We start from the raw sequence: 20365 nt of genomic DNA, 5'->3' as shown, positions 1-20365 counted from the left end.
GATTTTAGGGGCAGTCGGGCCGGCCGTGTTTGCCACCATGCGGTGTGCGGGCGCTTGACTGGATCCGGCGTGCGGATCGGGAGGCCTGCTCGAAAAGCGCACCCGGAAATGAAAAAAGGCAGCCATTGGCTGCCTTTCAGCATACGTGCGGCCTGATCAGCTGCGCGGCACGTTGGCGTATTTCTGGCGGAAGCGCTCGACGCGACCTGCGGTGTCGATGATCTTCTGCTTGCCGGTGTAGAACGGGTGGCACTGCGAACACACTTCAACGTGCAGCGGCTTGCCGAGCGTCGAGCGCGTTTCGAAGGTATTGCCGCACGAGCAGGTGACGGCAACGGCAACGTAATTCGGGTGGATATCTTGTTTCATGCCTGTACTTTCACTGATGCAGTGCCGCCGGTCGGCCGCAACTGCTGGACATCGAACCCCGGGTCGGCTGCGCCATGTTCGGCCAATGCAGACGGTGCCCAAGGAGGAAAAACCAGCATTATGGATGGGAATTCATTCCGGTTCAAGCGCTCGAGCACTGGTTGTCCGATCGGCCGGTGCCTCGGGCGTGACGGTGACGCACACCTCGATGGTGTGCTCGCCACCGCCGAGGATGACACCGCGCATCGGTGTGACGTCGCTGAAGTCACGACCCCAGCCGACGGTGATGTGCTGATCGTCAGGCTGCACGCAGTTGGTCGGGTCGAAGTCGATCCAGCCGGTGCCCGGACAGAACACGGACACCCAGGCGTGCGATGCGTCGGCACCGATGAGCCGCGGCTTGCCCGGTGGCGGGCGGGTCAGCAGATAGCCGCTGACATAGCGCGCCGGCAGACCGAGTGCGCGCAGGCAACCGATCATGAAATGCGCAAAGTCCTGACACACGCCGCGCCTTTCCTTCAGCAGCGTTTCCAGCGGCGTGCTGACCGTCGTCGCTTCCGGATCGAATTCGAAGTCGCGGTGAATCCGTTGCATCAGCGCGCTGGCCGCCTCGAACAGCGGCCGGCCCCGATGAAAATCGAGCCTCCCATAGCGGGCGAGGACGGCCAGAGGTTCGATGTGCGGGCTGGCATACAGGAACTGGCAAGGTTCGAGCAGCGGTGCCGGACCGACCTGATGCAGGCGATCCCGCACTCGTTCCCACGAAGGTGACGCCGGACTGTCGGCCGCTTCGCGACCGGTCACTTCGACGGTTGAATCGGCCACCACGACCAGTTCGTCGTGTGCGGCGCTGACCGTGAAACTGTCCACCAGATTGCCGAAGTAGTCCCGCCGGGCGCGCCTCTCGGTGGGCACCGGATCAATGTCGACGGCGTGCTCGAGCGTGATCTGGCGTGGTGTCTCGCGCGGCGTCAGATGCAGCATCTGGCGCGACAGCGACACCGGACGCGCGTAGGCGTAGCGCGTTTCGTGCAGCACGTTGTAGCGGAGGCGCGCCATGATCAGCTGTTGCTGCCCGGCCACGGCGTCGCCGCGTGGCTGAAGAAGCGGCGCCCGAGCTGTTCCGACAGGGTGTAGGCCGCCGTACCCAGCGCTTCGAGGACCGCGAGCAGGCGTGGCGAGCCGGCGCGGAAATCGGTGTCGGCACGCAGCGCGAGCATGTCGGCCACGGCATCCGACAGCGCCGCCGATTCGATGGTGCCGAAATGCGCGGCCAGGCGCGCCAGATAGTCGGTCAGCCCGAGTGCCTGATAGGCGATGGAACGCGGATTGGTTTCGTCGGCGACCAGCAGGTCGATGACCGGCAGCCACTGCGGCCGCGTCATGTAGCGCGAGCGATAGGTGATCGTGCTGTCGGCCAGTTCGAGCAACCAGTCGGGCGTGTCTCCGCCATCGGCAAGCGCCTCGCGCAGCACCCGGCTCATGAACTGCAGACGTTCGATGCGCCGGCCGACCGACAGGAAGCGCCAGCCCTGGTCGCGCGTCATCCCGTCGAGCGCAAAGCCGGACAACGTCATCATCGCCAGCACGCTGCGGTCCAGTCGCTCGAGCACTTCGCCCAGTTCGGTCGGTACGTCGGTCAGGTCATCGGCCAGCCGGCTGATGATGCGCCAGTTGTCGATCGACAGCCGTTCGCGCAGGCTGAAGGCCACATTCGACAGCTGATGCAGGCCGGATGCCAGCGATCCGGGCTGCGCGGCATCGAGTGCTGCCGCGCGCAGCGCCGCCTCGAGCTCGCCGATCGACGCGTCTTCGAGTTCTTTCGGCAGGATGCCCATCTGCTGGCACAGCCGGGTCAGCGCATGGTCCGCGATGTCGCCATGTTCGATGTGCTGTGCAATCAGTGCGCGCAACAGGCGCGCCGTGTTGTCGCAGCGTTCGCAGTAGCGGCCGAACCAGAACAGATTCTCGACCACGCGACTGGACAGCTTGGTGCCCGCACGCACCAGCTCCGACGGACCGACCGACCGGCGCAGCAGGCTGAAGGTATTCACCGTGCCGTGGGTCAGCACCCAGGTGTCCTTGCTCGACCCGCCGCGCTGCATCGCGATCACGCGTGCGTCGCGTTCCGAGGCGACGCGGGTCAGGCCGCCCGGCATCACGACGTAGCCGTCCGGCGACGCACAGGCAAACACGCGCAGACCGACCGCACGTGCGGCGAGCCGGCGCGGATGCTGGGTGTCCCAGACCGGGGCCTGCGACAGCTGCACCAGCTCCTGCGCAACGTAGTGGTGCGGTCGCGCGCGCATGCGGGCGATCAGCGCGGCGCGTTCGCGCTTGTCCAGATCCTGGCCGAAAACCGACTGGATGCGCAACTGCGGAAAGGCGGGCTTGATCACCAGCTTGTCCAGCTTTTCGATCGCGTCCTCGAGCGCCGCTTCCTCACCGCACCACCAGGTGGCGAGCGACGGCATGGCCAGCTCCTCGCCCAGCAGGCGCCGGCACAGACGTGGCAGAAAACCGAGCAGGGCGCCCGATTCGAGCAGGTTGGAGCCGAGCGAATTGGCAATCAGCACATTGCCCTGACGGGCCGCTTCGACCAGACCCGGTACGCCGATCGCCGATTCGCCATCAAGCTCCAGCGGGTCGCAGAAGTCATCGTCGAGCCGTCGCAGGATCACGTGCACCCGACGCAGGCCGGACAGGTTCTTCAGCCAGACGCAGCCGTCGCGCACCATCAGGTCGGAGCCCTCGACCAGCGGAAAACCCAGGTAGCGCGCCAGGTAGGCGTGCTCGAAATAGGTTTCGTTGTACGGCCCCGGCGTCAGCAGCACGATCAGCGGCGGACCATCGCTCTGCGGCGCGTGCTGTGCCAGCGTGTCGCGCAGCGTGGCGAAGAAGCTCGCCAGGTGCTCGACGCGCAGGTCGCGGAACTGTTCCGAAAAGATGCGTGAAATGACGAGGCGGTTTTCCAGCGAATAGCCGGCGCCCGACGGCGCCTGCGTGCGGTCGTTCAGCACCCACCAGCGGCCATCCGGCGAGCGCGCCAGATCGGCGGCGTACAGGTGCAGGTGGATGTTACCCGGCACCGCCATGCCGTGACACGGCCGCAGGAATCCCGAGTGGCCGTAGATCAGCGCCGGCGGCAGCAGCCCTTCTTCCAGCATCTGCTGCGGACCGTACACGTCGAGCAGGATGCGGTTCAGCAATTCGGCGCGCTGCGCGATGGCGCCGGATATCTGCTCCCACTCGTCCGGCGGGATGATCAGCGGCAGGGCGTCAAGCTCCCACGGCCGTTCGACGCCGCGCGGGTCGGCATACACGTTGTACGTGACGCCGTTCTCGCGGATCTGCCGGCGCATGGAGCTGAGCCGTTCCTGCATCTGTTCCGGACGGGCGCGCACGAGTGTGTCGAACAGGCTGCGCCAGTGCGGACGAAGGGCCCACGGTCCGGACAGCAGTTCGTCGTAGCGCGTCTCGGTTTGCGGGTAGTGGGCGAGCAGTTGGCGGGGCATGGGCAGAGCGCGTGTGCGTGCGCGGCAGTCATCACTCGCCGTCGCACTTATTCTGTTTCAATCGCACCCTAGCACAGAGCGTGTGCGCACCGCCTTCGGTGAAGGCCGGCAGGATCGGCGCATCGCCTTTCGCGTCCGGTGCCGGTGCGCCGCAAACGCCGGTCACGATTCGATGTCGACACCAGAGAAAGACCGGATATCACAGGAACGGGAGATTGCAAAAGTGCGTGACATTGCAGTGGTGGGCGCCGGCATGGCCGGTTGCACGCTGGCGCGCCGGCTGGTCGACGCCGGCCTGAACGTGCAGGTGTTCGACAAGGGACGCGCAGCCGGCGGACGCATGGCAACGCGGCGTGCCGACCGGCTTCAGTTCGACCACGGTGTGCAGTACATGACGGTGCGCGGCGAGGCCATGGCGGCGCAGCTTGCCGACTGGCGGCGAGCCGGCGTCGCGGCTGCGTGGGCGCCGGTCGGCCTGGACACATCTCCGCGCTGGGTCGGCGTGCCCGGCATGAATGCCATTGCGCCTCGCATGTTGTGGGGCGCCGAGGTGCATATGGAAACCGCGATCACCGGCTTCGGTCGCGATCATCTTGGCTGGTGGCTGGAAACCGCGCAAGGCCGCCTGCCGGCGTGCTTCGATGCAGTGCTGGTGACGCTGCCCGCACCGCAGGCCGCGGTGCTGTTCGGGCGTTGTACAGACGTCGACGTCGCAGCCTTTGCCGACGCAATGCCATGCATTCGGTATGCACCGTGCTGGGCCCTGATGCTTTCGTTCGACACGCGACTCGATGCGGCCGATTGCCTGCGCCCGGCAGCGGGTGGCGTGCTCGGCTGGGCGGCGCGCGACAGCAGCAAACCCCAGCGCGACGGTGCGCCCGACTGCTGGGTGATCCACGCGGCTCCGACATGGTCGCAACAGCACCTTGAACTGACCGTCGAGCAGATCCAGCCACTGCTGCTCGAAGCCTTCCTGTCGGCGGTCGGGGCGACCACGGCACCATCACTGTGCCGTGCGCATCGATGGCGTTTTGCAAGGGTGGTGGAGGCGTTGGGACGTGAATGCGTGTGGGACGCGGACAGCAAGTTAGGCTATGCGTCCGACGGTTGCCTCGGTGAACGGGTCGAGGACGCCTTCGACAGTGCCAATGCGCTGGCCGACCGGGTGTTGCAGGGCGGTGGTCCAGCCCCCAAGGCTGAAGGCGGATAAAGTGTCCTATGCAAGTCCATGTGTTTAAAGAAAAAACAGGATGTCCAGATTCTGGACAACGGGGCAAATGTTTCCTCCGCGCGCTCTAAAGTGCGCTGACGTCCTCCCGTAAGTCCGCTTCGTACCTGGCAACAGCGCCTCGTACCGGGACTTACAGGGAGACAGAAAATGAAGCTTTTCGGACGCAGGTCAGTTGCCGGGCAGGGCGGCGTCAACACCATGCAGACTCGGGTCGCGGAGCTTGAGTCCCGGCTTGCCGCGGTCGTCGGTTCGCCATCCTTCATCAGCGGTTACGTGGCGCCCGATGTCGATATCGAGCAGGTGGCGCGCAGCGTGCGCGCGCGTTTCCCGGGCGTCGCGCTGACCTTGAGCACGACGGCGGGCGAACTGTGCAGCACGGGCAACGGATCGCTCTACTGCGATGCGACCGATGGTCGAGACCGTGTCGTGCTGCAGTGCTTCGATCGCAGCGTGATCGGCGAAGCGCGGGTGGTCGCCATTCCGCTGTCCAGCGAAGACCTTCGAAGGAGCGTTCAGGTGATGGATTACCGCGAGCGCATCGATCGTCTGGTGCGCAGCATCCAGGCCACGCAGGTCGATCTCGACATCGACCACCGCGACACCTTCGCCTACGTGCTGTTCGACGGACTGTCGAATTCCGAATCCTTCTTCATGGAGGCGCTGTACGAGTCCGGGCGCTTTCCCTGCCTGTTCGTCGGCGGCTCGGCCGGCGGCAAACTGGATTTCCGCGATACCTGGCTGCACGACGGCTCGCGCCGGCTCAACAACCATGTGCTGGTCGCTTTCCTGAAGATGGCGCCGCAAGTGCGGTTCGGCGTGTTCAAGAGCCAGAATTTCGAGCCGGCCGGCACCCGCTTCCAGATCTTCAGTGCCTCGGTCGAGCGCCGCCAGGTCAACCTGGTGATCAATGACGAAGGGCGCGTGGTGTCTCTGATCGAGGCGCTGTGCAAGACCTTCGGCTGCGACCGCCAACTGCTGTCGGCCAGGCTCGACAGCCATTCGTTCGCCATCCGGGTCAATAACGAGCTGTTCGTGCGCTCGGTGGCACGGCTCGATTTCGACAATGACCGTGTCGATTTCTATTGCGACGTGGCGCCTGGCGAAGAACTGGTGCTGGTGCGCCGCACCCCCTTCGCCAGCACGACCGAACGCGATTACCGCGCCTTCATGGCGAACAAGCCGGGCGAACCGCTGGCCGGCATGTTCAACGACTGCGTGCTGCGCCGCCTCTACAACAGCGCAGAGCTGGCAGGGCTGGCGCGAATCTTCGGCGGCGGCAACATCGCCGGCTTTTCGACCTTCGGCGAAATCCTCGGCCTGAACCTGAACCAGACGCTGACCGCCGTGTTCTTCTTCCGCACGCAGCCGGCCGACACCTTCCGCGACGAATACGTGGACAACTTCGTCTCCCACTACGGCGAGTTCAAGGCCTTCTTCCTGCGCCGGCACAACGCCAAGCTGGCCGGCATGTCGCGCGTGATGGTGCAGCAGATTTCCGACTACCGTTCCGGCAACTTCGGCAGCCGGCTCGATCCGGCAAATGTCGATGTCAGCATGGTGCCGGTGGTGCGCGACCTCAACCAACTGGGCGAAATCATGCTCGCCGCCGAACAGACACGCGACGCAACGGCCCGGCAGCTCGAATCCTGTTCGACCGATCTGTATGCGTCGGTCGGCGATCTGACCACCCGGCTGTCGGATCAGCAGGGGGTGATCAGGCAGGCGGTGGAAACGGTGGACACCCTGGCCGGACAGGCGAGCGAAGTCGGCAGCAGCGCGCGCGACCTGTCGCAGGCCAGCGAGCGCATCCAGCGCGTGGTCGAAATGATCCAGCAGATCGCCGACCAGACCAACCTGCTGGCGCTCAACGCGGCGATCGAGGCGGCACGAGCCGGCGAAGCCGGCCGCGGCTTCGCGGTGGTGGCCGACGAGGTGCGCATGCTGGCCGAGAAGTCGCGCAACAGCGCGGGCGACATCGGCAAGGACATTTCCGCGCTGGCGCTCGAGATCGTGCGGGTGGCGCAGATGATCGAAAACCAGTCGAAGGCGGTGTCGAGCCTGACCGGAGTGCTGGAAACGATAGAGTCCTACAGCACCGGAACCGCGACCGTGGCCGGACACACGCGGGGCGTGGCCGATGTGCTGCAGGGGCTGACCGGTGCGCAGACGTCGATCCGTGCGTGAGCGGCGCGACGCGGAACGCCGGCCCCACGAATGAACCTGAAAACCTCAGTGGGTTCGTCCGTCCCGACCTGCGGTGTGGTGGCGGGGCTTCGTAGGTTGGGGTGAGCGCAGCGATGCCCAACATCGTCTGTTGCGCCCGCACGGTGCCTTCTTTTTGGGGTGTCGTTGGGCATCGCTGCGCTCACCCCAACCTACCGGCAGTGCGGTCCTCTCGCCTTGCCGGACACCCTGCAACTCTGCACGCAATGCCGATCGACCGAGGTTTTCAGGATCAAGAAAGCGACCGCCCTACGTTGTGCGGGACGGTCGCCTTGGGGGTGAATGCCGGAAGGTGCGCGACCGTTTCGGGGCCGGCACGTCGACTCAGTGGGGTGCCATCAGTGCAGCGCCTGTTCCAGGTGTTTCACCAGTTCGCGCAATTCCTTCGACGTCAAATGCAGCCTGCTTGCGGCATCGCCGACCGACTGCACGCTGGCGGTGGTCTGTTCGACAGAACCCGAAATGCGCTCCATGCTGGATGCCACCTCGTGCGACGCGAGCGACTGCTGGCGCAGCATCTGCGTGATTTCTTCCGAGTAATTGGCCGCTTCGCGGCTGGCGTCCCAGATGGCCTGCAGGCCGGTGCTGCTGGCTTCGATGTCGCCGGTCGAGCGGGCGACCTCACCGGCCGTCGCGCTCATGGTGTCGACGGCGGAACTGGCCAGCTGGATGATGTCGGTCACGGCCAGTGCGATGTCCTTGGTGCTGGTACGCGTGCGTTCAGCCAGTTTGCGCACCTCGTCGGCGACCACCGCAAAGCCGCGGCCCTGTTCGCCGGCGCGTGCCGCCTCGATCGCGGCATTGAGCGCCAGCAGATTGGTCTGTTCGGCAATGTCGTTGATCACCTGCGACACGGCGCTGATCTTCTCGACCGAGGCATTCACTTCGGAAATGCGCGTCTGCGACTGGGTCACCACGCCGACGACGCGATGGCTGCTGGCAATGCCCGCCTCCATCGTCTGCATGGCGTCGTGGGCGCTGGCTTCGGTACGCCGCACGGCTTCGAGGCTGCGGTCGGTATTGCTCGACACCTCGTTGATCGACACGCTCATTTCTTCCATCGCCGCGGCGACCTGCATGACGTTTTCGCCCTGGGCGCCGGTCGAGGTGACGAGTGCGCGCATCGCGTTGTCGAGTTCCTGCGACCGTTCATCGACCTCGCGTGCGCTGATCAGCACGTCGGCGAACATCGCGCGCAGATGGATGCGCATCACTTCCATGCCGACGAACAGTTCGCGCAACGGTCCTTTCGGTGCATCGATCCGGGTTGCCAGCTTGCCTTCGTCGAGTGCAACGATGGTCGCCTGCAAGGTGTTCAGCCGTGACACGACGCCACTGCTCAGATACCACGCGCCGCCCAGTGCGGTCACCGCCGCAAGCGCCGCCATCAGCATGCCCCACAGGCCGCCCAGTGCAGCGCCACCGATAGCCAGCAGACTGCTGATGCCGGCGCTGAGCCAGATGCGGGCGGCGAGACCGAGCTTTTCCTTGTGACGGGGGGTGGTCGGGAATTTCGCGCTCTTTTCGCGCACCGCGCGGTACAGCGCTTCCGCGCTGGCCACCTCTTCGCGCTTCGGAATGTTGCGCACCGACTGGTAGCCGACGGTACGGCCGTCCAGCGTCATCGGCGTGACGAAAGCCTCGACCCAGTAGTGATCGCCATTCCTTGCGCGGTTCTTCACCAGGCCGCGCCATGGCTGGCCGGCCTTGACCGTGGCCCACATATCCTCGAACGCTTCCGGCGGCATGTCAGGATGACGCACCACATTGTGGCTCTCGCCGATCAGCTCTTCCCGGGTGAAGCCGCTGATGGCGACAAATGATTCATTGGCGTAGGTGATGCGGCCCTTCAGATCGGTCTTGGTGACGATCGGCTTTCCGGGTTCAAGGAAAACTTCTTTCTGACTGACCGGCATATTTATCTTCACGACTTCTCTCCTTAGTGTGAACCTCGGCTGTGCCGGAACCCCGGATGCTGACTCTCCGTGTCGTTGCTCCGCACATTTTTTGCCGCTGTGTGAATTACGGCTCGCACGAAGCAATCTGCAGAAAACCTTTCCGGCCCACATGAAAGGTTGATCCAGATCACCCCGGAGCGAAGAACCGTGCGGGTGCGATTGCGGATGCGAGTTCATTCTCGACAGGCATCGGGTCGCCGCACAGTCGAGCCGTGAGAACTTCGGCGCCCAGTGGCGACCACACCAGTCCGCGCGAACCCAGCCCGGTGAAGGCGTACAGACCGGGCTGGCCGGGCAGGGCGCCGATCAGCGGCATGCGGTCGGGCGTGGCGGTGCGGAAAGCGACCCGACCGGTGAGCTTGCGCACGTCGGGCATCAGCACCGTGTCCGGCAGCAGCCGCTCTAGCCGTGCCAGATTGCCGGCATGGCTGTCGCCGCGCACGCTGACGTCTTCGTCGCCGACGTCGAAGCTGGCGCCCAGGTTCAGGTCGCCATCCGGTGTCGGGCACAGATAACCGTCGCAGCACAACGTGACATGCAGCTGCGGCAGCAGCGCGCGCGGCAGGCGGGTGACCTGGCCGCGGATGCGGATCAGCGGCAGCGCCAGCGGCGACAGCGCAGCCGCGTCCGACGCATTGGCCAGCACCACCGCGTCGGCGCTGACCAGCGTGCGATCGCCGGCGCTGACCTGCCAGGTGGCACCGTCGTGTGCAAGACCGATGGCCTCGCTCGAAAACAGCCGGGTCAGCGCGTCGCCGGCGCGTTCCAGATTGGCTTCGCACAGGCTGGGCGGATTGACCCACGCGCCGCGCGGAAACCACCAGCCGCCGCGCGGAACCGTGTAGCCGACGCGCCGCGTCATTTCCCAGTCGGACAGGTGACGGACGAGCGCATCCGGAAGGGCGTGCGACGCCCACAGCGCGTGCTGCATCTGTTCCTGTTCGGCATCCTGCGCGATCTGCATGACGCCGGTCGGGCCCCATTTCAGCGGGCGCCCCTCGCCGTCGAGCCGCCGCAGATGGTTGGACGCATGCAGGAAGGCGGCACGCGAAAAGCGCGCGGCGAAGCTGTCGTCGCGCGCCACCATGGGTCGCAGCACGCCGGCCGAATTGCCCGAGGCCTCCTGCGCCGGTTCGGCGTGGCGCTCGATCAGCACCACTTCGATGCCGCGCGCTGCCAGCCGCTCGGCCAGCGCGCAGCCGGCCAGCCCGGCGCCGATCACCGCCACGCGCCGGGGCGTGCCGGCTTGCGGTCGGTGGCGCAGCGCGGCCGCCTGCGCCTGCGGATGCAGCGCGCCGGTCAGCATGTCCCGCTTGGGCTTCAGTCCGAGCCGCTTTTCGGTGACGAAACTGTGCTCGGCCAGCGCCCGCCGCAGCGCCGCCGATACGGTCCAGGTCGCCAGCGTCACGTCGTCCGCGCTCAAACGCTTCAGGTGCCGACAGATGCGCTCGGACCACATGTCCGGGTTGCGCGCCGGCGAAAAACCGTCGAGATACAGGGCGTTGGCACGCAGCGCAAGTTGCGGCAGCAGTGCGTCGGCCTCGCCGAAAGCCAGCGTCAGCACGACGCGTCCGCCGTCGAACTCGATGCGATGCACGCCTGCCACCGCCAGCGGCCAGCGTTCGACCAGGCGCTGCGCCATGTCGCTCATGTCCTGCGGCAGCGCGCGCTGGTAGTAGGTCGCGAGATCGTACTGGGCGACCGGATGCTTCTCGATCGATACGAAGTGCAGCCGGGTGCAGCGTGACGGGTCGTCGCGCCAGGCGCGCCAGGTGGCGAGAAAATTGAGCCCGAGGCCGAATCCCGTCTCCAGCACGACGAAGCGTTCGCGTCCTGCCCAGCGCTCCGGAAGACCGTTGCCGCCCAGGAACACGAACTGTGCCTGGGCCAGCGGCCCTTCGCAGGAGTGATAGCGGTCGTCGAACAGCGACGAGCGCGGCGTGCCTTCATCGTCGAAGGTCAGCGTGGCGGGCTGCAGCGGTTCAAGCGGGCGGGACATTCAGGACCTTTTTTGCCGAATGCGGCAGCGGCACATGTGATGAATGCAGATGCGCCGGAGTTCCGGTGGCGGCCTGTGGGAGCTGCGATCCACTGCTGGCCCTGCATGGCCAGCCGGCTCCGCGGGCGGCGAGCAGTGCTCGCCGAAACCCCCGCTCCGTTCCACGGCTGGCCTTGCATGGCCAGCCGGCTCCGCGGGCGGCGAGCAGTGCTCGCCGAAACCCCCGCTCCGCCCTCGCTGCGATCCGCACGCTGCAATTCGAACATCGCTGCACTGATCGCGGCGAGGCCGCCGCTCCCACAAGGGTCACTCCCACAGGGTCCGCATACCGCCGCAGCCCATGCAGCTATTCCCTGCGCATCTGCGGGAACAGGATGACATCGCGGATATTGGATGAATCGGTCAGCAGCATGACCAGACGATCGATGCCGATGCCGCAGCCACCGGTCGGCGGCAGGCCGTGCTCGAGTGCGCGGATGTAGTCGGCGTCGAAAAACATCGCCTCCTCGTCACCGGCGTCCTTGGCTTTCGCCTGGTCGAGAAAGCGCGCCGCCTGGTCTTCCGGGTCGTTCAGCTCGGAAAAACCGTTGGCGATTTCGCGGCCGACGATGAACAGTTCGAAGCGCTCGGTGATGTCAGGCTGGGTATCTGAGCGGCGCGCCAGCGGGCTCACTTCGGCCGGGTAATCGATGATGTAGGTCGGCTCCCACAGCTGCGCCTCGGCGCAGGCTTCGAACAGCTGCAGTTGCAGCGAACCGAGGCCGCCCGGCTTGACCGATTCGCCGTGCGTGTTGATCGCCTTCTTCACGAAGGCTTCGTCGGCCAGATCGGCGTCGGAATACTGCGGGTTGTACTTCTGGATCGCCTGCACGATGGTCAAGCGGTGGAAGGGCTGGCCGAGATCGAGTTCGCGGCCCTGGTACATGAACTTCGTTGTACCCAGCGCCTGTTCGGCGCAATGGCGCAGCAGGTATTCGGTGAAATCCATCAGATGCCGGTAATCGGCATAGGCCTGATAGAACTCCATCATCGTGAATTCGGGGTTGTGGCGCGGGCTGATGCCTTCGTTGCGGAAGTTGCGGTTCACCTCGAACACCTTCTCGAAACCGCCGACCACCAGGCGCTTCAGGTACAGCTCGGGCGCGATGCGCAGGAACAGCTCCATGTCGAGCGCGTTGTGGTGGGTCTTGAACGGCTTGGCCGCCGCGCCGCCGGGGATCGGATGCATCATCGGCGTTTCGACTTCGAGAAAACCCTGGCGCGTCATTTCGGCGCGCAGCGAACTCATCAGGCGGCTGCGCGCTATGAAGGTGTTGCGCGACGCGTCGTTGGTGATCAGGTCGAGATAGCGGAAGCGGTACTTGGTTTCCTGATCGGCCAGCCCGTGGAATTTCTCCGGCAGCGGGCGCAGCGCCTTCGACAGCAGGCGCACGCTGTCGCACTTGATCGTCAGCTCACCCGTGCGGGTGCGGAACAGTACGCCGGAACAGCCGACGATGTCGCCCAGATCCCAGTGCTTGAACGCGCCATGCACCTCTTCGCCGACGCCGTCATTCGTGATGTACAGCTGGATGCGACCCGACATGTCCTGCAAGGTCGCGAAACTGGCCTTGCCCATGACCCGCTTGAGCATCATGCGGCCGGCCAGCTGCACGTGTTCCGGCGCCGCTTCGAGCGCTTCGCCGCTGGTCGAGGCGTGCTGCGCGGTGAGCTCGCCCGCGTAGTGGGTGCGGCTGAAATCGTTCGGATAGGCCGCGCCGCCTTCGCGCCACTGGCGCAGTTTTTCGCGCCGCTCCGCGATGATGTGGTTTTCTTCGTCGGGCGGCAGTGCAGCGGAATCGGTCATGGCGGGCTCGGATGGATGAAGCCTGCACGCATTCGCGCGCAAGCCAAAACCGCGGATTTTCGCCGATTGCAGGTGGCCGGCACAAGTGCGGTCTTCAGCGGACGGCCCGGGTCGCCTGATCAGGAGCAGTGTCCCTGTGGGAATGGCTGCTGGTGATAGCGACGACCTGTGGGAGCGGCGGCCTCGCCGCGATCGAGCAGCGATGGTCGATGATCAGCGTGCGTATCGCGGCGAGGCCGCCGCTCCCACAGCCTGCTCCCACAGCCTGCTCCCACAGCCTGCTCCCACAGCCTGCTCCCACAGCCCGCTCCCGCGCCGCAGTCAGGCCGACGTGAGCTTGAGCCCCAGAATGCCGGCGACGATGAGTGCGACGCAGGCCAGACGCGCTGCATTGGCCGGATCACCGAACAGCACGATGCCCAGGATGACGGTGCCGACTGCGCCGATGCCGGTCCACACCGCATAGGCGGTGCCGACCGGCAGCGTGCGCATGGCCAGCCCGAGCAGTACCACGCTGATCAGCATGGCAGCCGCCGTGCCGACCGATGGCCACAGCTTGCTGAAACCGTCGGTGTATTTCAGACCGATCGCCCAGGCGACCTCGAACAGACCTGCGATGAACAGGATGACCCACGACATGATGACTGCTCCGGACATCCGGGGCCGTCCCCGGAAGAATGAAGGCGACCGGGTCGTCCCGGCGCTTTGTTGCATGGGGTGAATAATGGTTTCATTCGATGCGCGGGTCAAGCCGCGTCGTCCGCGCCCACCCGCTGTATCGAATGCAGTGATCCCCGGGTGGTGTCAGCGTCTGTCCAGCCAGACCGGCGCACCTGACTTGAACCGGCCTTCGAGCCGGGTCGGCGACACCCGGGTGAGCTGCAGCCGCAGGTCCTTGCACAGCGGCAAGGCCTGGCTCGCCTTGACCCACAGCGACAACGCACCCGCCGCATCGCCCTCGATCAGCACCGGAAAGGCGCGGTTGAAGCAGGGGTTCTGCCGGCCGGCGCTGCCCTTGGGCTTGCCGGTCCAGGTCGCACCACCTTCGGTCACGACGAATTCCGCTTCGCGGTCGATGCCTTCGTCGGTCTTGTAGTCACCCGTCCAGCGGCCGGTCAGCGAGGCGTCGTCGGCGCTGGCGTGCGAACAGAGCACGGCGCCCAGCGCGGCGGCGAGCAGAAGGCGGGTCATGGTCAGGTTCCGGTTCGGGTGGGGGCTGGCTGCAATGTCATGTGCACGGTTCAGCCACGCGTGAGTGCCTCGCTCAGCTGATGCACGGCCATCGCGTAGAAGCTCGACTTGTTGTAGCGGGTGATGACGTAGAAATTCCTGAAGCCCAGCCAGTATTCGGTCGGCGCATCCGGCGTGATCAGATCGACCACGGCCGCCGGCTTGGCAATCAGTTCGCGGCCGAGCGGTCGGATGCCGCTGGCCAGCAGGCGGTCGGTGTCGATTACCGGCTCGATGCCCGATTCGATCAGCGGCGCAACCGTGCTGCTATCGACCAGGATGCGCTGCACCACCGGTTCGCCCGGCTCCCAGCCATGTTCCTTCAGGTAGGCGGCGACGCTGCCGATGGCGTCGATCGGGCTGTCGATCAGGTCGACCCGGCCGTCGTTGTCGAAATCGACCGCATAACGTCGCCAGCTGCTGGGCAGGAACTGCGGGTAGCCGAGTGCGCCGGCGTAGGAGCCGCGATAGCTGGCCACGTCGCGCTGCTGGTCGCGCGCCAGCAGGAACAGTTCGCCCAGTTCGCGCCGGAACAGTTCGGCGCGCGGCGGATAGTCGAAGGCCAGCGTGGCCAGTGCGCCGATGACCGGGAAGTTGCCGGTATGGCGGCCATAGATCGTTTCGACCCCGATGATGGCGGTGACCACGTGCGGCGGCACACCGTACTGCTGTTCCGCACGTGCCAGCGTTGCGGCGTATTCGTCCATGAAGGCACGCCCTTCGCGGATGCGCAGCGGTTCGACAAAGCGACCGCGATAGCGCTGCCAGGAGCGCACGCCCGGCTTCGTCGGCGGGCGGATCAGTTCGATCACCTTCGGTTGTGGCTGCACCGGCGCGAACTGGGTCAGCAGCCAGCCTTCGTCGAAGCCATGGGCGCCGGCCAGTTCGGCGCAGAAGGTGCGCACGTCGTCACGGCCGGCAAAGCCGGCCGTGACCGGTGCCTGCGCCGGCAAACGGCCGGCGGCAATCAGTGCGGCGCTGCCAAGGACGAAATGGCGGCGTGAGAAGGCGTCTGGAATGAAACGTGAAGTCATCGGCGGGGCGGTGTGCATTGGCGGCGCAGCGCGCTGGCGCAGGCCTTGAGTTCGCGGGCCGCAGCGGCGGGCGGGGCCGCGCCGTAGCGGGCATCGGCATAAAGTCTACACGCTTGGGCGAGCGTGGGTGCCAGATCGGGTCGCAGCCGGCCGACGCGTGCCGCGTAGTCGAGCGGCCCTTCCCACGTGTCGCGGCCCAGGCCGGCCGGACGCAATGCACGGTCGACCGCGTTCCAGGCGCGCGCCAGCGCATCGGCCGACACACTGCGCCGCATCGCCCACAGTGTGAGCGCCAGGGCAAACAGCGCGCACAGCGACGCGAGCCATATCGTCATCAGCCGCCAGTCAGGCTGCGCCATGCCGAGCCGGCTCAGCAGCTCGCGCTGCTTCTGCTGGTCATACGACAGCACCCACTGGTTCCATGCATTGTTGGCGGCCTCCCACTGGTGGCGCAGCGAGCGCAACCAGCCGAGGTCGACGCGCGCGACGAAGGGCACCGGTTCTCCGGCCGGCAGGTCGGCCAGACCGCGTTCGACGCGCGACGGCAGGATGGCCGCGGTCGGATCGACGCGGCGCCAGCCTTCGCCCTTGAGCCATACTTCGGCCCATGCGTGGGCATCGGACTGGCGCACCACGACATAGTCGTCGACCTCATTGCGCTCGCCGCCTTGATAGCCGGTCACCACGCGCGCCGGCAGCCCGGCAGCGCGCATCAGGAACACGAAGGCACCGGCGTAGTGTTCGCAGAAACCGCGCCGGGTGTCGAACAGGAAGGCATCGATGCCGTCCTCGCCGAGCAGCGGCGGCGTCAGCGTATAGACGAAGGCTTCGCGCCGGAACAGCCGCAGGCCGGCCTCCACCGTGTCGGCCGGCGAGGCGGCGCGCAGCGTCTGCGCCAGTTGCCGCGCGCGCGGGTTGCCGTCGCGCGGCAACTGGCGGGCCGCGTCGAGATGACCGCTCCATTCCTCGATGCCCGGCCGCGCGCCGAGCACCGATTCGAAGCGGTCGCGCCGCCGGGTGCGCACCCCGTCGCGACCGAGCACCTGCCAATCGTCGCTCACCCGCACTCCGGCCGGCAGGGTGGTGACGGTTTCGAGTGCGAACAGCCAGTTCCGGTTGTGTGGCTCCAGCGTGACTTCATAGCCCAGCGGACGCCCGGGTACCGGATGCGGTACCCCGTCGCCGATGCGCTGCGCGCTACTGCCCTGCCGCCAGGTGCGCCCGTCGAAGGCGCTCAGCACCGGGCCGCGCCAGTAAAGATCGCGTGCCGGCGGCGCATCGCCTTCGAAGCGCACGCGAAAAGCGATGGCGCCGGACAGGCTCAGCTGTGAAATCGAGCCGGGCGCCATGGAGTCGGACAGGCCGGACGTTCCGCTGTACGCGTCGAGTGGCAGACCCCACAGCGGGCCCGGCACGCGCGGGAACAGCACGAACAGCACCAGCATGAAGGGCAGCGCCTGCGCCAGCAGCCATACGGCGTGGCGCAGCAATGCGCGTGGCGCGGCAGGCGGGCCGGTCAGTGCGATCAGCGCCGCGGTGATGACAGTCATCGACACGCCGAGCGCGGCTGCCATGGCCGGTGTCTGCGAATACAGGAAGGCGGTCAGCAGCATGAAATAGCCGAGCAGCACGACAGTGTGGCCGTCGCGCGTGCTGCGCAGTTCGTGCAGCTTGAGCACCAGCATCAGCGTCAGCAGCGCCACGCCGGGTTCGCGACCGAACAGGCGGCCGAACGTGAGTGACACGCCGGCGCAGCAGGCGACCACTACCAGCAGCTTGACCAGGCCGCTGGCGCCCGGCCAGCCGAGCTTCCACTGCGCCAGCCGCCAGGTGAACAGCAGGGCAGCGACCGCGATCAGCCAGCCCGGCAGGTGCGAGCCGTGCGGCACCAGTGCGCAGGCGGCGACCGCCATCAGCCAGGCGACGCGTGACTGATCGAGGGGTTCGACCACCACCTTGGGCGGGGTCGTGCGACGCCACTTCATGTAGGCAGTCCGTGCAGTGCCAGCGCACGCAGCGCGCGCGCGCGATGTGCCGGCCCGCTGGCCGGCGCGATGCGCGTACCCGGCAGCGCCAGACCGTAGTGCAGGCCGGCGGCGTCGGCGTCGATCACCCAGCCGGTCAGCCGCGACAGCTGCTGTTCGAGCGACAACGTGGCGGGCAACTGCGCGAGGTCCAGCCAGAGGTCGCCGCCGTCGCTGCCTTCGAACTGTTTGGTCAGCAGCGGCGCATCAGGCGTGCGCGCCGAAGTTTTCCACGCCACGTGGCGCGGCGAATCGGCGGCGCGGTGGTCGCGCAGGCTGGCAAATTCCTCGCTGCCGTCGCCGCTCGGGCGCAGACCCGCCTCACCGGCCGCCGTCGCGGGCAGCGGCGGCCGGCCGCTTTCCGGCTGCGGCAGCACCAGACAACGCTGTGCCGGCTTGGCGTAAGACCAGGCGCGGATCAGGCCCAGCGGGTAGCGGGTGTTCAGCGTGACGCGACCCGGCGACAGCCAGCCGCGCCGTGTCGTCGGCACGTGCAGCAGCACGGCGCGGCTCTGCTTCGGTGCCAGATCTATCGTCACCGGATCGGCACCGGGCATGGCCAGCTGCAGTGCCGGCCGTGGCCGGCTGGCATCGTTGTCCAGCCACAGCGGGAAGCCCGCGTGCTGGCCGGCGAACACCGGCTCGGGCACGGTTTCGCGCAGCTTCAGCGCGTACAGGTTGCGGAAGGCGTGCAGCAGCGCGACCTGGCCCAGGCCGGCCAGCATGAACACCAGTGCGAAGCCCAGACTGAGCGTGTAGTTGATTGCGGTCAGCAGCATGGCGAGCAGCGCGCAGCCGAAGGCCAGACCGGGCCCTGTCGGCAGTACGAAGATGCGGCGCCGGTCCAGGGTCAGCGGCAGCGCGGGCGAGCCGCCCAGGGTGGCCAGCCAGCGGCGGATCGCTTCCCGCATCAGATCGGCAGCGCGACCGCCTGCAGCAGATGGCGGGCGGCATCGTCGTGACTGGCTGGCTGTTCTAGCATCGGCAGGCGATGCAGCGCGACCGCCGGCAGCACCGCCTGCACGTCTTCCGGCAGCACATGACTGCGTGCATCGAGCAGCGCGCGGGCGCGCGCCGCGGCCAGCAGCGCCAGCCCGGCGCGCGGACTCAGACCGAGCCGGTAGGCGCCGCCGGTGCGCGTGTAGGCGATCAGCGCCTGCACGTAATCGATCAGTGCATCGCTGACATGAATGGCCTCGGCCTGCGTGCGCCAGGCCGTCAGCGTTGCCGCGTCGGCCACCGGCGCCAAATCGGCCAGCAGGCTGCGCCGGTCGCGGCCGGTCAGCAGGGCGCGTTCGGCCGCCGGGTCCGGATAGCCCATGGTGATGCGCATCATGAAGCGGTCGAGCTGCGATTCGGGCAGCGGATAGGTGCCGATCTGGCTGGCCGGGTTCTGCGTGGCGATGACGAAGAACGGTTCGGGCAACGGGCGCGTCTCGCCTTCGACGCTGACCTGGTGCTCTTCCATCGCCTCGAGCAGTGCGCTCTGGGTGCGCGGTGTCGCGCGATTCACCTCGTCGGCGAGCAGCACCTGGGTGAATACCGGGCCGGGGTGGAAGCGGAAGGCGCCGGTTTCGCGTTCGAATACCGATACGCCGAGAATGTCGGCCGGCAGCAGGTCGCTGGTGAATTGCACGCGGCGGAAGTCCAGCCCGAGCAGACGCGCCATCACGTGGGCGAGTGTCGTCTTGCCGGTGCCGGGTACATCCTCGATCAGCAGGTGACCGCCGGCGATCAGGCAGGTCAGCGCCAGCTCGAGCCGGCTGCGCTTGCCGAGAATGAGGGTGGACGCGGCGACGACGACGGCTCGGGGATCGGACATGGCTTGAGGTGGGTTAAGGTGTGGCGGGATAATGCAGGGCAAGATTGAATTCACGCGGTGTGACACGGCACGCAGAGGCACGGTTGCATTGCACGCTGCAATAATGGAGGAGGCGCGGTGACCACCGCATACATTACACATCCCGAGTGCGCGCTGCATGACATGGGTTCGCACCATCCCGAATGCCCGGACCGGCTGTGCGCGATACAGGACCGCCTGATCGCCAGCGGGCTCGACATCTGTCTGGCCCACCACGACGCGCCGCTGGCCGGCGTCGAAGCGCTCGAACGGGCGCATTCGGCGGCCCACGTGCGACAGGTGTTCGATCAGGCACCGACCAGCGGCATCGTGCATCTCGACCCGGACACCGCCATGTGCCCCGGTACGCTGCGTGCCGCGTTGCGTGCCGCCGGCGCCGGCATCCATGCGACCGATCTGGTGCTGTCGGGTCAGGCCAGCAATGCCTTCTGCGCCGTGCGCCCGCCCGGTCACCACGCCGAATTCGGACGCGCGATGGGCTTCTGCTTCTTCAACAACATCGCCGTCGCCGCCCGCCATGCGCTTGAAGTGCACGGGCTGGAGCGGGTCGCCATCATCGATTTCGACGTGCATCACGGCAACGGCACCGAAAACATCGTTGCCGGCGACGAACGCATGCTGATGGTGAGCATCTTCCAGCACCCGTTCTACCCCTATTCGGGCGACAAACCACTCGCCGGCAATCTGTGCAATGTGCCGCTGCCCGCCGGTACCCGGGGTGAGGGCTTCCGCGAGGCGGTCAGCACGCGCTGGCTGCCGCGGCTGCAGGAATTCGCACCGCAGATGCTGTTCATTTCGGCCGGCTTCGATGCCCACTACGAGGACGACATGGCCTCGCTCGGTCTGGTCGAGGCGGATTACGCGTGGGTGACCACGCAACTGCTTAAATTCGCGCAGGCGCACTGCCAGGGTCGCGTCGTGTCGATGCTCGAAGGCGGCTACGCGCTGTCGGCGCTGGGCCGCAGCGTGACCGAGCACTTGAGGGCGCTGGCGGAGCTCGGGTGAATGCAGAGGCAGGATTCAAGATGCAAGATGAAAGTCGCGCCGGCCTTGCATCTTGAAACTTGACTCTGCC

General features: G+C 66.7%; 15 protein-coding genes and 1 pseudogene. 4 read left to right on the top strand and 12 right to left on the bottom strand.

The features are described from left to right. Positions 1 to 156: 156 nt before the first annotated feature. From rpmE to BSY238_RS02460, 3 genes are all read right to left on the bottom strand, one after another. On the bottom strand, positions 157 to 369 hold the full coding sequence (rpmE, locus tag BSY238_RS02470) for a 50S ribosomal protein L31 (protein WP_069037752.1): 213 nt from the start codon (positions 367 to 369) through the stop codon (positions 157 to 159). A 132-nt stretch (positions 370 to 501) separates the two neighbouring features. After that, positions 502 to 1428, bottom strand: coding sequence for a transglutaminase family protein (locus BSY238_RS02465; RefSeq protein WP_069040398.1), 927 nt, complete (start codon positions 1426 to 1428; stop codon positions 502 to 504). Positions 1429 to 1430: 2 nt separating this feature from the next. Next, on the bottom strand, positions 1431 to 3884 hold the full coding sequence (locus tag BSY238_RS02460) for a circularly permuted type 2 ATP-grasp protein (RefSeq protein ID WP_069037751.1): 2454 nt from the start codon (positions 3882 to 3884) through the stop codon (positions 1431 to 1433). Between the two features lie 223 nt (positions 3885 to 4107). Between BSY238_RS02460 and BSY238_RS02455 the strand changes: the two genes are divergently transcribed. From BSY238_RS02455 to BSY238_RS19030, 3 genes and pseudogenes are all read left to right on the top strand, one after another. Then, complete coding sequence (locus BSY238_RS02455; RefSeq protein WP_083224107.1) at positions 4108 to 5094, top strand: NAD(P)/FAD-dependent oxidoreductase; 987 nt, start codon at positions 4108 to 4110, stop codon at positions 5092 to 5094. 168 nt (positions 5095 to 5262) lie between these two features. Then, positions 5263 to 6366: pseudogene (locus BSY238_RS19035) on the top strand (FIST signal transduction protein); the annotation flags it as partial. Positions 6367 to 6582: 216 nt separating this feature from the next. Further along, the gene (locus BSY238_RS19030; protein ID WP_442922965.1) at positions 6583 to 7299 is read left to right on the top strand and encodes a methyl-accepting chemotaxis protein; all 717 of its coding nucleotides are present in this window, start codon (positions 6583 to 6585) and stop codon (positions 7297 to 7299) included. A gap of 377 nt (positions 7300 to 7676) precedes the next feature. Here BSY238_RS19030 and BSY238_RS02445 read toward each other — a convergent pair whose 3' ends face one another. The 9 genes from BSY238_RS02445 to BSY238_RS02405 all read right to left on the bottom strand — a co-directional run bounded on the left by BSY238_RS02445 (position 7677) and on the right by BSY238_RS02405 (position 19251). Next, entirely contained in the window at positions 7677 to 9266 is a 1590-nt protein-coding gene (locus tag BSY238_RS02445; RefSeq protein WP_069037749.1) for a methyl-accepting chemotaxis protein, read from the bottom strand. Positions 9267 to 9423: 157 nt separating this feature from the next. Further along, entirely contained in the window at positions 9424 to 11295 is a 1872-nt protein-coding gene (gene mnmC / locus BSY238_RS02440; protein WP_069037748.1) for a bifunctional tRNA (5-methylaminomethyl-2-thiouridine)(34)-methyltransferase MnmD/FAD-dependent 5-carboxymethylaminomethyl-2-thiouridine(34) oxidoreductase MnmC, read from the bottom strand. A gap of 346 nt (positions 11296 to 11641) precedes the next feature. After that, on the bottom strand, positions 11642 to 13141 hold the full coding sequence (lysS, locus tag BSY238_RS02435) for a lysine--tRNA ligase (RefSeq protein WP_069037747.1): 1500 nt from the start codon (positions 13139 to 13141) through the stop codon (positions 11642 to 11644). A gap of 321 nt (positions 13142 to 13462) precedes the next feature. Then, the gene (sugE, locus tag BSY238_RS02430; RefSeq protein WP_069040396.1) at positions 13463 to 13780 is read right to left on the bottom strand and encodes a quaternary ammonium compound efflux SMR transporter SugE; all 318 of its coding nucleotides are present in this window, start codon (positions 13778 to 13780) and stop codon (positions 13463 to 13465) included. 165 nt (positions 13781 to 13945) lie between these two features. Continuing rightward, a complete protein-coding gene (locus BSY238_RS02425; protein WP_069037746.1) occupies positions 13946 to 14332 on the bottom strand; it encodes a hypothetical protein in 387 nt (128 codons plus the stop codon). Between the two features lie 50 nt (positions 14333 to 14382). After that, complete coding sequence (mltB, locus tag BSY238_RS02420) at positions 14383 to 15405, bottom strand: lytic murein transglycosylase B (protein WP_069040395.1); 1023 nt, start codon at positions 15403 to 15405, stop codon at positions 14383 to 14385. After that, complete coding sequence (locus BSY238_RS02415) at positions 15402 to 17390, bottom strand: transglutaminase TgpA family protein (RefSeq protein WP_069037745.1); 1989 nt, start codon at positions 17388 to 17390, stop codon at positions 15402 to 15404. Before BSY238_RS02415 ends, mltB begins: the two co-directional genes overlap by 4 nt. Beyond that, complete coding sequence (locus BSY238_RS02410; RefSeq protein ID WP_069037744.1) at positions 17387 to 18340, bottom strand: DUF58 domain-containing protein; 954 nt, start codon at positions 18338 to 18340, stop codon at positions 17387 to 17389. Before BSY238_RS02410 ends, BSY238_RS02415 begins: the two co-directional genes overlap by 4 nt. Continuing rightward, positions 18340 to 19251 (bottom strand): AAA family ATPase, encoded by a 912-nt coding sequence (locus tag BSY238_RS02405; protein WP_069037743.1) that lies wholly within the window; start codon positions 19249 to 19251, stop codon positions 18340 to 18342. The genes BSY238_RS02410 and BSY238_RS02405 overlap by 1 nt, the downstream gene beginning before the upstream one ends. Positions 19252 to 19413: 162 nt before the next feature. Here BSY238_RS02405 and BSY238_RS02400 point away from each other — a divergent pair, with 162 nt between their 5' ends. After that, positions 19414 to 20295 (top strand): histone deacetylase family protein, encoded by an 882-nt coding sequence (locus BSY238_RS02400; protein WP_069037742.1) that lies wholly within the window; start codon positions 19414 to 19416, stop codon positions 20293 to 20295. The last annotated feature ends 70 nt before the right edge of the window (positions 20296 to 20365 follow it).

It is taken from the genome of Methyloversatilis sp. RAC08 (assembly GCF_001713355.1).
In the GTDB taxonomy this organism is placed as follows: domain Bacteria; phylum Pseudomonadota; class Gammaproteobacteria; order Burkholderiales; family Rhodocyclaceae; genus Methyloversatilis.
Note: the sequence above shows the minus strand (reverse complement) of the source record. Positions and strands in the feature narration are given on the sequence as shown.